The organism is Janthinobacterium psychrotolerans (assembly GCF_001677885.1).
Classification (GTDB): domain Bacteria; phylum Pseudomonadota; class Gammaproteobacteria; order Burkholderiales; family Burkholderiaceae_D; genus Janthinobacterium; species Janthinobacterium psychrotolerans.
This window is the reverse complement of the sequence record NZ_LOCQ01000055.1, coordinates 186,936-199,454: the sequence shown is the minus strand read 5'-3', so window position 1 is coordinate 199,454 and position 12,519 is coordinate 186,936. Positions and strand designations below refer to the sequence as shown.

General features: G+C 56.8%; 15 protein-coding genes. 7 read left to right on the top strand and 8 right to left on the bottom strand.

The window, feature by feature from the left end:
- Positions 1-5: 5 nt before the first annotated feature.
- The 3 genes from ASR47_RS13765 (at position 6) to rpoH (ending at position 3,036) form a co-directional block, all read left to right on the top strand.
- A complete protein-coding gene (locus tag ASR47_RS13765; RefSeq protein WP_065308345.1) occupies positions 6-755 on the top strand; it encodes a cell division ATP-binding protein FtsE in 750 nt (249 codons plus the stop codon).
- On the top strand, positions 752-1,672 hold the full coding sequence (ftsX, locus tag ASR47_RS13760) for a permease-like cell division protein FtsX (RefSeq protein ID WP_065308344.1): 921 nt from the start codon (positions 752-754) through the stop codon (positions 1,670-1,672). Before ASR47_RS13765 ends, ftsX begins: the two co-directional genes overlap by 4 nt.
- Before the next feature lie 473 nt (positions 1,673-2,145).
- Positions 2,146-3,036, top strand: a complete 891-nt coding sequence (gene rpoH / locus ASR47_RS13755; RefSeq protein ID WP_065308343.1) for an RNA polymerase sigma factor RpoH — start codon at positions 2,146-2,148, stop codon at positions 3,034-3,036.
- 47 nt (positions 3,037-3,083) lie between these two features.
- Here rpoH and ASR47_RS13750 read toward each other — a convergent pair whose 3' ends face one another.
- From ASR47_RS13750 to ASR47_RS26500, 5 genes are all read right to left on the bottom strand, one after another.
- Positions 3,084-3,347: a hypothetical protein gene (locus ASR47_RS13750; RefSeq protein ID WP_065308342.1), complete on the bottom strand. Its 264-nt coding sequence runs from the start codon at positions 3,345-3,347 to the stop codon at positions 3,084-3,086.
- Between the two features lie 385 nt (positions 3,348-3,732).
- The gene (locus ASR47_RS27045; RefSeq protein WP_150127804.1) at positions 3,733-3,921 is read right to left on the bottom strand and encodes a hypothetical protein; all 189 of its coding nucleotides are present in this window, start codon (positions 3,919-3,921) and stop codon (positions 3,733-3,735) included.
- Positions 3,918-4,199 (bottom strand): hypothetical protein, encoded by a 282-nt coding sequence (locus ASR47_RS27040; RefSeq protein WP_150127803.1) that lies wholly within the window; start codon positions 4,197-4,199, stop codon positions 3,918-3,920. The genes ASR47_RS27045 and ASR47_RS27040 overlap by 4 nt, the downstream gene beginning before the upstream one ends.
- 134 nt (positions 4,200-4,333) lie before the next feature.
- Positions 4,334-4,789 carry a hypothetical protein gene (locus ASR47_RS27035; RefSeq protein WP_150127802.1) on the bottom strand — a complete coding sequence of 152 codons (456 nt, stop codon included), beginning with the start codon at positions 4,787-4,789 and terminating at the stop codon, positions 4,334-4,336.
- Positions 4,790-4,940: 151 nt separating this feature from the next.
- On the bottom strand, positions 4,941-6,263 hold the full coding sequence (locus tag ASR47_RS26500) for a site-specific integrase (RefSeq protein ID WP_150127801.1): 1,323 nt from the start codon (positions 6,261-6,263) through the stop codon (positions 4,941-4,943).
- 278 nt (positions 6,264-6,541) lie between these two features.
- Here ASR47_RS26500 and ASR47_RS13745 point away from each other — a divergent pair, with 278 nt between their 5' ends.
- Complete coding sequence (locus ASR47_RS13745) at positions 6,542-6,991, top strand: hypothetical protein (protein WP_065308341.1); 450 nt, start codon at positions 6,542-6,544, stop codon at positions 6,989-6,991.
- On the opposite strand, the gene ASR47_RS13740 is transcribed toward ASR47_RS13745, so the two are convergent.
- Both ASR47_RS13740 and ASR47_RS13735 read right to left on the bottom strand, forming a co-directional pair.
- A complete protein-coding gene (locus tag ASR47_RS13740) occupies positions 6,981-7,334 on the bottom strand; it encodes an antibiotic biosynthesis monooxygenase family protein (protein WP_065308340.1) in 354 nt (117 codons plus the stop codon). The genes ASR47_RS13745 and ASR47_RS13740 overlap by 11 nt on opposite strands.
- The gene (locus tag ASR47_RS13735; protein WP_065308339.1) at positions 7,331-8,305 is read right to left on the bottom strand and encodes a cytochrome P450; all 975 of its coding nucleotides are present in this window, start codon (positions 8,303-8,305) and stop codon (positions 7,331-7,333) included. The genes ASR47_RS13740 and ASR47_RS13735 overlap by 4 nt, the downstream gene beginning before the upstream one ends.
- Before the next feature lie 76 nt (positions 8,306-8,381).
- On the opposite strand from ASR47_RS13735, the gene ASR47_RS13730 reads away from it, so the two are divergent.
- From ASR47_RS13730 to ASR47_RS13720, 3 genes are read left to right on the top strand one after another with little or no spacing between them, the layout of a single operon-like run.
- Positions 8,382-9,080, top strand: coding sequence for an ArsR/SmtB family transcription factor (locus ASR47_RS13730; protein ID WP_065308338.1), 699 nt, complete (start codon positions 8,382-8,384; stop codon positions 9,078-9,080).
- Positions 9,081-9,125: 45 nt separating this feature from the next.
- Entirely contained in the window at positions 9,126-9,869 is a 744-nt protein-coding gene (locus ASR47_RS13725) for an ABC transporter ATP-binding protein (protein ID WP_065308337.1), read from the top strand.
- Positions 9,866-12,181: a CPBP family intramembrane glutamic endopeptidase gene (locus tag ASR47_RS13720; protein WP_065308336.1), complete on the top strand. Its 2,316-nt coding sequence runs from the start codon at positions 9,866-9,868 to the stop codon at positions 12,179-12,181. The genes ASR47_RS13725 and ASR47_RS13720 overlap by 4 nt, the downstream gene beginning before the upstream one ends.
- A gap of 67 nt (positions 12,182-12,248) precedes the next feature.
- Here ASR47_RS13720 and ASR47_RS13715 read toward each other — a convergent pair whose 3' ends face one another.
- Positions 12,249-12,470, bottom strand: coding sequence for a YqaE/Pmp3 family membrane protein (locus tag ASR47_RS13715; protein ID WP_342670542.1), 222 nt, complete (start codon positions 12,468-12,470; stop codon positions 12,249-12,251).
- Positions 12,471-12,519 lie beyond the last annotated feature (49 nt).

Genomic DNA, 12,519 nt, shown 5'->3' with positions numbered 1-12,519 from the left:
ATCACATGATTGAATTTCAGCACGTCTCCAAGCAATACTCTTCCGATGCCGTCGCCCTGAGCGACATTTCACTGAGCATCGCCAAAGGCGAGCTGGTGTTCCTGGCCGGGCCATCGGGCGCCGGCAAGTCCACCCTGCTGAAAATGATCGCCGCCATGGAACGCCCCACTTCGGGCAAGTTGATCGTCAATGGCCAGGACATGGCCAAGCTGAAACCGGCCGGCGTACCTTTTCTGCGCCGTAACATGGGCCTGATCTTCCAGCAGCAAAAGCTGCTCAACGACCGCTCCATCCTGGCCAATGTGATGCTGCCGCTGCTGGTGGTCGGTGCGCACAAGGTGGCCGCCGAGCAACGCGCCCGCCGCGCGCTCGACAAGGTCGGCCTGCTCGACCGCGCACTGGCGCGCCCGCTGTCGCTGTCTGGCGGCGAGCAGCAGCGCGTGTCGATCGCGCGCGCCATCGTCAACCGCCCGCAAATCATCCTGGCCGACGAGCCGACAGCCAACCTCGACCGCGCCAGCGCCAACAAGGTGCTCGACGCCCTGAAAGCGTTTCATTCGGTGGGCGTGACCTGCCTTATTTCCAGCCATGACGAACAGATGCTCGACGCCGCCGCCCGCGTGATCCATTTGAAAAACGGCCAGCTGGTGGCCATCGACAAGGCCACCGAAGCGCCCGTGTTTGCCGCGCCCGATCCCGATTTCGCACCCAAGCCCGATGCGGACGCGGACGATGCCGAAGGAGAAGACGCATGAGAGGCTGGTTCCGCCAACACCGCTTCGCGCTCGGCTCGGCGCTGATTCATTTGCGCAAGTCGCCGAGCGGCTTCCTGCTCAACGTACTGGTGGTGGCGATCGCACTGTCGCTGCCGTTTGCCGGCCTGACCATGCTCGACAATGTGCGGCCGATGTCCGAGCAGATGTCGGTCGATCCGGAAATCAGCGTCTTCATGAAGACCGATACGCCGCGCGCGCAGGCCAGCGGCCTGGCCGGCGAAATGCGCAAGATCGTGCACGACCCGAAGGCGAAAATCGTCTTTATTCCACGCGAGGAAGCGCTTGAATCGCTGAAAAGCAAGAGCGGCCTGGCCGACGTGCTCAACACCCTGGGCGACAATCCGCTGCCCGACAGCTACGTGCTGAAACTGAACGCCTTCAATACCGCCACCGAAGCGCAGGATGTCGATGCGGTGGCCGAGCTGCTGCGCCAGTTGCCGGGCGTGGAATCGGCACAGGTCGATTCGGCCTGGGTCAAGCGCCTGGCCGCATTGCTGGGCGTACTGCGCCTGGTACTGCTGCTGCTGGCCATTACCCTGGGCGTGGCCGTGATCGCGGTGGTGTTCAACACCATTCGCCTGCAGGTGATGACGCAGCGCGACGAAATCACCATCTCGAAACTGATCGGCGCCACCGACACCTTTATCCACCGGCCGTTTTACTATACGGGTGCGCTGCTGGGCCTGTGCGCGGGTGCACTGGCCTTGGGTGGCGTGGCACTGGCCTTGCAGCCGCTCAATACGGCAATTGCCGAATTTGCCCGCCTGTACGCCTCGGAATTCCAGATGACGCCGCTGGCGCCGCTGCCGATGGCGGGCCTGCTGGCCGTCAGCGCCGGGCTGGGCCTGATCGGCGCCTTCCTGTGCGTGCAGCGCCACCTGGCGCGCGTCAACTAGCATCCTGCCGGGGCGGCGCTGCCGGCGCCGTCCCATGCACCCGCCTAATACCCTTGATTTTTGACAAGGATTCTTAAGGCCCACTTCAGTTAGCCTGCGTAGAATATTGACATTGCCATAGGGAATGATATGCAGTTCTGCCATAGTTGCCATAGGCTACTGTGCGGCGCTTTCACGTCAGCCACAATCGGCGCACACTGGCGTCATCCCCATGCAAGACCGCATTGCCCAGACACCATCAGCCTTTCGAACGTCATAGTATTTTGGCTATCGGAGCGATTGGATCAGCTGATTGGCACTCTCCATCAGAGAGTGCTAATATATGTCATAGCGTTTGCAACAAGGCCATGGCCGCCAGATAAAGATGGCGCCGCCAGTTGCAAACCGCAAGACCGGATACAGCAAAAAGAACGAAACTGGTCCCTGCCGCGTGGCAAGGCCGTATGGAACAAGCAAGACTACGAGGAGTAAACATGACTACGATGTCCGCATTGGTTCCCACCAAAAATAATGCGCTGAACCTTGGGTTCACCGGTAACCTGGGCAATATCGACGCCTATATTTCGGCCGTGAACCGTCTGCCCATGTTGACCCATGATGAAGAAATCTCGCTGGCGACCCGTTTGCGCGAAAAAAACGACCTGGCCGCCGCGCAGGAGCTGGTGCTGTCGCACTTGCGCCTGGTGGTATCGATCGCCCGCGGCTACCTGGGCTATGGCCTGCCGCATGCCGACCTGATCCAGGAAGGCAATATCGGCCTGATGAAAGCCGTCAAGCGTTTCGACCCGGACCAGGGCGTGCGTCTGGTGTCGTACGCCATGCACTGGGTGAAAGCCGAGATGCACGAATACATCCTGAAAAACTGGCGCCTGGTCAAAGTGGCGACGACGAAAGCGCAGCGCAAGCTGTTCTTCAACCTGCGCAGCCACAAAACCGGCCTGGACGCGATGACGCCGAAACAGATCGATGCGCTGGCCAAGCTGCTGGACGTGAAACGCGAAGAAGTGATCGAAATGGAAACGCGTCTGAGCGGCCGCGATATCGCGCTCGAATCGCCGACCGACGATGAAGACGACAAGTTTTCGCCGATTGCCTACCTGTCGTCGGAGCAAAGCGAGCCGACCAAGGTACTGGAAGCGGAACAAGTGACGCGTTTGCAATCGGAAGGCCTGGAAACGGCGCTGGGCAAGCTCGACCCGCGTTCACGCCGCATCGTTGAAGCGCGCTGGCTGGCCAACGACGACGGCTCCGGCGCCACCCTGCACGCGCTGGCGGAAGAGTTCGGCGTATCGGCCGAGCGCATTCGCCAGATCGAAGTGGCGGCGTTGAAAAAAATGAAGGGCGCGCTGGCCGCCTACGTGTAAGTTATTCATAGCACGCAACAAAAAGGCGCCGCAAGGCGCCTTTTGCTTTAAGCCGCCAGGCCCTTGGCGAGCACGTCGGCTACAACTTCGTTCAAATCCGCGCCACGCTCCCTGGCCAGGGTTTGCAACTGCAACACCAAGTCGCTGTTGAGCTTGACGGCGAACGGCACCAGGCCCAGGGCCTGGTCGCGCTTGCGCTGTTCGCGGCGGTCAACGACCACCGCGTCCTTGCCGAAGGCGCCGGCGCCGGGAACATTCATCTTTCCCATCAACTTCTTGGCATCGCTTTTCGCCAGGTCGGTCTTTTTCATGGTTGTTTCCTGAGTTTCAAAACTACATATTAGCATAAGTCATTGATAAATAAGACAAAAATATTTTATCAAATCTATTTATGACAGTTTTTTGTCAAAGTTTTTGTGTTGCAAGTCCTCACAACGTGAAGACTTGTAACACAAGAACTACAAGGTTGTGGGAAAGTAGGTCCCACGGTCCTAGCCAGGGTTTTTTAAAGGTGTTAACGCGAGGCAGTTTGTGCAGAATTCAGTACAACAAAATCAACGGCAACAGCAACAGGAACCCCTAATTAGAGAACCAGACGAGTTGGTTTAAAAGCAACACAAAAAACGGTCTAAAACGACCATAGAGGCACTTTCTCAGCATTCTAGTGATGGGTAGCACTCAATGCCAAAAATCGCTCTACGGTCGTTCTAGACCGTTTTTTTGTGTTGGAAACGGTGTAAATCGTTTAGCAATCAATGCAGACTCTGCTGATTGTTCTTGCTTTGCTTTCAATGTTTCAATTTGCTGTTGAAGTTCTGCAATTTTCTGTTTTAGCTCAAAAATTTTCTTAATATCACTTTCTTTGAAATGACTCAATTGACTCATTTGCATTTCAAGATTGAATTTTGAAAACAAGATTGAATTAATTTGTTTATTCCTAGATCTTTAGCTAATCCCGTTTTTGAAATTTCACTATGAACACCGACAAGACCATTCTTATAAGTCACTTTACAAGCCAATAAAATCATTATATTAAGTAGTGTGTTTTTAGGGCGAGGTATTTGAATGAGTTCTTTGATGACTTTTTTATTTAATGAAAAATAATTAGATTCTTCATTTGAGTTATTGACAACAACAGATTTATTATTTATATTTAAAGACATAAGATTTCCTTTTAATTTTATAGTTAGCACTAATCATTAAAAAAGATAATCTTAAAAAATCAAGCCCCAGCAATGGAGCTTTTTTTTGGACGAAAAAAAGGAACTCGTCGAGTTCCTTTTTCATTGTTAGTTTCTTATCCCCTAAGTGGCACGCCACCCGCGGAGGATAATTTTGGCTCATAAATTAATCTCTGCATAAAAATTGAGCCAGACGTGAAAAATATGACTGCAAACATAACAATCATTGGAATGACGAAATTATTTGCTAATCCACCGATTGCGTAAGCAAAACCCAACTGAGCAATTGATAAAATAATAGCAAATAAAAATAAACTAAAACTTCTTTTCCAATAATAAATTTGACCGTCCTGAAGTTTTATTCCGATAAGCATATTTTTATTCAAAAATAAGGTTACTTCTTGACCCAAGCCCTGTGTCAAAAAATCGTCTAAGCTCTGAGCCGTTACTATCTTCTGAAGAACGTTATTACCAATTTGAATTGTATTATATTTAATGGTAGAAGACCCAACATTTCCATGTGTCAAATTTGCCGATCCAAGTTTTTTCAAAACGCCACTTACTTGCTTCATTGCAATTCCTTAAGAATTAAAAAATAATGCTAAAATGAAATTATATTCTATTTTTAACTGTCTAGTAAACTTTTTTGTTCTATATTGCAACAAAAAATACAAATTTTTTTATCCCATATCTTTTAAAAATCAATATTATATTGTTTTATTTTTATCGAATTTTTATTCTAGAGTATCGTTTTGTTGTTTTTTTGTTGCTGTGTCCTACAGACTTCATAACCTGATTTTGTGATGCTATTTCTGTTGGTGACAATTGATTTATATGATTTCTTTCAAGTGAAGCTATATTCTCAATGCCCAGAATTTCACTAATAAGAATAGAAAAATCTTGTCCAGTGCTTCCAGTCGCTTGACTTAAATTGAATACTAAATTTGATATGGCTTCCCTTCTAAAAAAGTGAAAACGAAAACCTTTTTTTCTCAAACCCAACTTTTCAACAAGCTTATCAAATGAGCCCGAAAATCCTAAGACCCCATAGCTAAAGAGCCTGTCGCCGTTGGTCTTTGGCATATTTTCAAATATTTCTTTTGCCTCTTTTAAAATGTAAACTTTTCTTGGTTGGCCTGATTTTTTTTGATAAAGCTGAACATAATTCTCAGCTAAATTAACTTGTTCCCAAGTCAATGGGACAATCTCACTTCTACTAAAACCACAGTAATATGAAAGTAACGAGATAGCTTTCAATTCCCAATTGCTGTATTTGTGGAGAGCACCGAACAAAATATCTTTGTCTTCTGTTGATAAGCGATAGCTATTTTTTGAAGAAATGTCACTATTGGCTAATAAGCCTTTATCATAAAATAAAACAGGGTTTTTAAGGCTGAAAAAGGACTTATCATAATATTTCAGTTCATTAAATACTTTTTTAATGAAAGAAAGTTCTCTTGTGACAGATATTTTTTTGACTGTTTTTAGGCGTTCTTTTATGTAGTCATTAATTTCAATGTATGAAATTTCTTGAACTTTAAATGCTCCAAACTCTTTTTTTTCTTCTGCCTGTGAAAGTGTATTGTTCGCTATCAAAGCAAGCATACCGCCTGCTTGCAAAAGTGGTTCTGTTGTTGAGTAGTGACGGTTCGGAATTTTTGTTTTAAGGATTGTTTTAAAAAAAGACTTTATTACTGCTGTGTTTCTTTGTTGTGTTTGAGTTTCATTTTTTCTTGTGTCAATTTTTTCTGTAATATATTTACTAATATATACAGAGATCGGGGGAGCGACCAAGAACTCATTTACTTTTTTTCTTTCTTCTTCTTTAAGCTTGTCAATTGTGCTTAAAAAATAGCTACCCGCTTTTGACTTGAAATTATTCAATTCGTCCACAGCTTGTTGAAGTGTGTCAAAAAGGCTGTCAAGCTTGACTTGCTGGTCATCAACTTTTTTCTGCACTCGTACTCTGTACTTGACAATCTTCTCTTTTGACTTAGTGCTATTTTTCCAACTTACTGCTGTGATTCCACGCGGTAAAGTAGCCATATATTTCCCCAAAATTTGACAATTTTATGGAAATATTCTAGGCTGAAAATCGTTTTTTGACAAGCTTTAAGAAACAACATAGAACTTAAAATCATTTAAAATCAATGACTTAAAAATGTAAAAAAGTAAATTTCTTTAATGGTTGTTTCCTGATTTTCAAAACAGCCATTTCACGCCATCGCCGCCTGCCAGGCGTGCGCCGCAAGAATAGCATTTTGCTATGATCAACAATCTCATCCGTGAATACCACACAGAGGACGCAATCTGAAAGGAAAAGCATGCATTACCCGAGTCACTCCTTACGCACTTTATTCTGGCCATTCTGGCTGTGTCTGGCGATGCTGGCCGGCTGCGGCGCCGCCACCAGCACCGGCGAGGCCCACAATACGCCGCGCAGCGTCACCCATGTACTGTCGCCCGGCGAACAGGTGGCCATCACCGCCACCGACACCCTGAAACTGGAGCGTGTCAACGACAGCCGCTGCCGGGCCGGCGCCGTGTGCGTCTGGAAAGGTTACGTCAGCTACAGCTTTACCCTGCTGCACAGCGGCGGCGCCACCGACCTGGTATTGTCCGATTCCATGCCCAACGGCGCCAGTTCCATCACCATCAATCACCTGACGTTTACCCTGCTCGACGTCGACCCGGCCACGCCGCCGCCGATGGACGCGCCCATCCCGACGTACCGCGTCAAGGTCAAGATCACGCAAGGCGCGCTCAAGCGCTAGCATCGTGGCGGCAGCGGCTGTCGGCCGGCGCCTGTTCCCGTTGGTGCAAGCCATAGTCGCGCACCACGCCGGCGATGCGCAGCCGGTAATCGTCGAATACGCCCTGCCGGCCTTCGGCCTGCGCCGCACGGTGCGCTTCGAGCCGCCGCCATTGCGCCAGCGCCGCCTCATCGCGAAAAAACGAGAGCGACAACAATTTGCCAGGATCGCTGAGGCTGCTGAAACGCTCGATGGAAATAAAACCGTCGACCTGGTCCAGCAGCGGCCGCAGCGCGCCCGCCAGTTCCAAATAATGTGCGCGCCCTTGCGCACTGGGCCACACCTCGAAAATCACGGCGATCATGCGATACCCGCTGTTGTAAACACCGGAATGCGGGCATTCGGCGAAGGCCGGTAATGCCAGTCCAGCCCCAGTGAGCGCAGCGCTTCGGACCAGGCCGGCAGGATGGCGGCGACGATGGTCTGCGCCACCGCCTGCCCCGGGCAGCGATGCACGCCATGGCCATAGGCCAGCCCTGCGCCGGCCAGCAGCACCAGCACCATTTGCCCCTGGCGTATCGTCACCTTGTCGATCTGCACGTCGCAGGCGGCAAAGCGGCGCGTATTGTGGATCGCCAGCGTGGGTCCCTGGCAGGTGCGCAGCGCCAGCACGCTGTTGCCCAGCAGCGCCGCCGTCGCTTCGCAGGTCTGTATCAGCAAACCGATCAGGTTGGCCGTTTGACTGGCGTCGGCATCGGGCCGCAAGCCACTGAACGCCGCTTGCAAAGCGCTGGCCGCCAGTTCGGCGCGCGCGACGCTGGCGCGCTCGGCCGTCACTGGCAGGGCGGCGACAACGTCCTGCGTCCACTGGGCAATCCGTGGCCCATCGGCCGGCGCAAAGCCCAGCAACTGGGCCACGGCCAGCAAAGGGACGTCAAAGATCAGGGCGTTCAATTGCTGCGCGCTGCCCGGCAGATGGTCGCGCGCCAGGCGGGCGGTATCGGCATGCAGACCGGCCAGGTCAACGCCTGCCAGTTGTTTCATCAACTTGCGCTTCGCTGCGGCATGGCGCGCGCCGTCATTCATGCGCGCCAGTTCCGCAAAGAGCGCGCCGCATGCCGTACCGATCAGGTGCGCCGGCACCGGCTGGCCGGCTGGCCGCACGCGCAAGTCAACATGCTCCAGCACGGCGGCGACTCCGGCGCCGGTTGCCAGCCAGCAGTCCAGGGCGGCATCAAAGCGCAAGGGCGGCCCGTCGGCCTGGCGGCGGTAGTAATCAAAAGGCGCGGCGTGGGTGACGGCGGCCAGCAGATGGTCTGGATCGTGGGGAAACATGGCAACTCCATTGCGGTGATGAATGGAGGCGAGTATGCTGGCCCTTTTACCCCAACACTTCGTCCGGGAGCGAACCATGGATGCTGGCAATAACGTCAACACTGCCGATACCGGCCTGGCGCAGCTGGCCGGCGCCATTGCCGAGCCAGCCCGCGCGCGCATGCTGTGCAGCCTGCTCGACGGCCATGCGCGCACGGCAACCGAGCTCTCCGTGCTGGCCGAGGTTGGCGCGTCGACCGCCAGCGCCCACTTGACGCGCTTATGCAAGGACGGCTTGCTGACGGTGGTGGCGCAGGGCAAGCATCGCTATTTCCGGCTGGCCAGCGTTGAGGTGGCGCAGGCGCTCGAAGCACTGCTGGTGGTGGCCGGTGTGCCACGTCCTTTGTTTACGCCAAGCACGCCGGACCGGTTGCGCCATGCGCGCACCTGCTACGACCATATGGCCGGCACGGTGGCCGTCGCCCTGCACGATCAACTGTTGGCTCAGCATTGGCTGCTTGGCGACGACGGCAACTACCGCCTGAGCGAGGCAGGCGCGATCGGCATGGCGGCGATCGGCATGGCCGTGGCGCCGCTGGCCGGCCAGCGGCGCCGCTTTGCCTGTGCCTGCCTGGACTGGAGCGAGCGGCGCTTTCACCTCGGTGGCGCGCTCGGCGCGGCCGTGCTGCAGCTTGCGCTGCGCCAGGGCTGGGCAGAACGCGAACTCGACAGCCGCGCGCTGAAAGTGTCGCCCGCCGGCCAGCAGCGGCTGCTGGCCGCATTTGGCGCCAGCTGAACAGGGCGTTATGATCTTGCATTGATTTCACCAGCAAGGCGCAGCATGATCGAGTTCCAGGCCCTCTCCAAACGCTACGGCGCTTTCGACGCCGTCAAACCCTTGACCTTGCAGGTCGGCCGCGGCGAAGTCTTCGGTTTCCTCGGCCCCAACGGCGCCGGCAAGACCACCACCATCCGCATGCTGATGGGCATCCTGGTGCCGAGCGGCGGACGGGTGCTGGTCGACGGCCTCGATTGCCACCGCGATGGCGCGGCCGTCAAGCGCAGGGTGGGGTATTTGCCCGACAATCCGATCTTCTACGACTACCTGCGCGGACGAGAAATATTGCAATTCGTCGCCGAAATGCACGGTTATCCACGCGCCGTAGCAGCGGCCAGGGCCGAGACACTGCTCAAGGAGTTCGGCCTCGACGAAGCGAGCGACGACTTTGCCGTCAACTATTCCTTGGGCATGAAAAAGAAACTGGGGCTGGCCTGCGCGCTGATACACGAGCCGTCCGTGCTGGTGCTGGACGAGCCGATCAACGGCCTCGACCCGCGCGCTTCACGCGAGGTGCAGGAACGCTTGCTGCGCATCGCCGCCGCCGGCACCACCATCTTTGTGTCAACCCACCTGCTCGACATGGCGCAAAAGCTGTGCAGCCGGGTCGCCATCATTCACCGCGGCGCACTGGCGGCCACTGGCAGCCTGGACCAGATTCGCCAGCAGCTGGCCAGCGCGGGCAGCCTGGAAGATATCTTCCTGCAGCTGACCGACGAGGCGGGCGCGGCGGATAGCGCGGCATGATCGCGCCGCCATCGGCCTGGCAGGCGATCTGGCTGCTGACCCGGCTGCGGCTGCGGCGCCTGCTCAATATGAGCGGCACGGCCTTGCTGTTCCGGCGCGGCCAGCGCGGCAAGCGCCGTGCGGGCACGCCGGGCAAGCGGCGCGGCCGCTGGCTGATCGGCGCGCTGCTGGCTGCGCCCATGCTGTTTTCATTTGGCTCGATCGCGCGCAACAGCGTGCTCAATCTGCATTGCCAGCTCGACGCCGTCGCCGCCTGCGCCCGGCAGGACGCCATGCCGGCGGTGATCGCGCAGATGATGGCCACGCCCTTCAGCACGGCGCTGCTGGCCGGACTGACGTTCCAGCTGAGCCTGATGTGGCTGGTCAGCGTGCTGGTGCCGCTGGGCGCCGGCGACCTGGCGCGCCCCGACTGGGACCTGGAGTGGCTGGCCACCCTGCCCTCGCCCATCAGCACCGTGCTGTGGGCGCGCGTGTTCGAGCGCAGCGTGGCCAATCCGGCCGGCCTGCTGGCCGTGCTGCCCACCACCACCATGGTCGCCTGGTATTCCGGACTAGGCTGGTACTCGCCCGTGCTGGCGCTGGCGGCCAGCCTGGTGCTGCTGTTGCTGGCCGCCATGCTGCGCACCCTGGTCGACACGGGCTTGCGCCTGTCGCTGGCACCATCACGGCTGGCCAATCTGCAAGCGATGATTTCCCTCCTCTGCATCCTGCCCATGTATATCGGCATGTCGTTCGGCATGGGCAGCGAGGGCTTTGCGTTTGCCTGGGCCGCCGCCATGCCGGCCTGGAGCGCGTGGACGCCGCCCGGCCTGATCGTCAACATGCTCAACGCGCAAGATGCCGGCGCCGCCCTGCTGGCCGCTGGCGCCTTGCTGGCGCAGTTGCTGCTCTTGCTGGCGCTGGGCATGGCGGTGCTGCGGCGCCAGTTGCGCCACGGCGTGGTCGGTTCAGGCCAGCACGCCAGCGGGCGCAAGGCCGCCAGGGCGGCGGCGCCTGGACGCTGGCAGCTCGGCAGCGTGATCCAGCGGCGCGAGCTGACCTTGCTGGCACGCGACCGCAATTTCCTGGTGCAGACCATGGTCCTGCCGCTGCTGATACTGGGCGGCCAGGTGGTCTTCACGGGCCGCCTCAAGGATCTGCACGGCCTGCTCGACAGCCCGGCCCTGCTGGCCTCGACCGGTTTTTTCCTCGGCACCTATACCCTGATGATGTCGGCCTTCCAGAACCTGAACAAGGAAGGCGGCGCGCTGTGGCTGCTGTACACTTTCCCCGCCGGCGTGGAGCAGGCCTTGCGCGAAAAAGCGCAGCTGTGGGCCGCACTGGCGATGGTGTATCCGCTCATTATGTTTGGCGTGGCGCTGGCCTGGATGCCTGCCTGGCGCTGGGACATGGTGGGCCTGATGCTGCTGGCGCTGGCCGGCATTGCCCTGTACGCGCTGATCGGCGTGGCGCTGGGCGTGTTTGCCAGCGACCCGCTGGCCACCGAAGCGTCGGCGAAAATGCGCCCGACCTATATGTATCTGTATTTGCTGCTGACCGGCCTGTATATCGCCGCGCTGGCCGCCGGCAGCGTGGTGCAGCAACTGGTGTTCGTGGTGCTCACCGGCGCGCTGGCCGTGGCCCTGTGGCAAAAGGCGCGCGACGAGGTGCCGTATCTGCTGGACCCGGCCGCCTCGCCGCCGGCGCGCGTCTCGGGCGCCGACGGCCTGATGGCCGCCATGCTGTTTTTCGTGCTGCAGGTGCTGGCCTTGCTGCTGCTCAAGGACCAGGGACAGGCCAGCTTGCAGCACAGTGCGCTGGCTTTCGGCATTGCCGGCGCGCTGAGCTACGCCCTGACGCGGCTGGCCTACTGGCGCAGCAAGGCCACTGGTGTGCCGCACATTCGGCACGGCCGCCCGGCCTGGCGAGTAGTGCCGGGCGGCGCCGCGCTGGCCGCCGTGTTCGGCGTCGGCCACACCATGCTGCTGCATGCCTACGGTGTGGCGCCACCGGCCTCGCCGCTGCCCGACGGCCAGTGGAGCTGGCTGTGGCTGAGCGCGCTGGCGGTGCTGGCCGCGCCCCTGTGCGAGGAATTCATCTTCCGCGGCCTGATCCAGGGCGGCCTGCGCCGCTCATTGCCGGCCTGGCAAGCGCTCATCATCGGCGCGGCGATCTTTGCCATCGTCCATCCGCCGGCGGCCATGCTGCCCGTGTTCGTGCTGGGCCTGTGCACCGGCTGGACCTATGAAAAGAGTGGCGCGCTGCTGGCGCCGATGCTGGTGCACGCAAGTTATAACGCGGCCATGCTGGCCTGCCAGTTCGCGCTGTTTTGAACTGAAAAGAAAATGGCCCGCACGATTGCTCGTGGGGCCATGGTCCAGGATGACGGCGCTTGCGGGATCAGATCACCCGGCTGCGCCTGCGTAAGTAGCTGCGGCTTAATGCGCCTTCGAGTTCCCGCTCCGTTTTATGCTGGTTCACCGTGTACAGGGCCCACAGGGCCGCTGGCACCCAGCCGATCACAGTGCACTGCATGACCAGGGTGGCGGCGCCAGCCAGTGGCCGGCGCAACATGAAAAACGTGAGACACGGAAGTAGCAAGGCTATCAGCAGTCGCGTCACGACATACTCTCCTCAATCAAGAGCAGCGGGCAGGATCCGGTATCCGGTC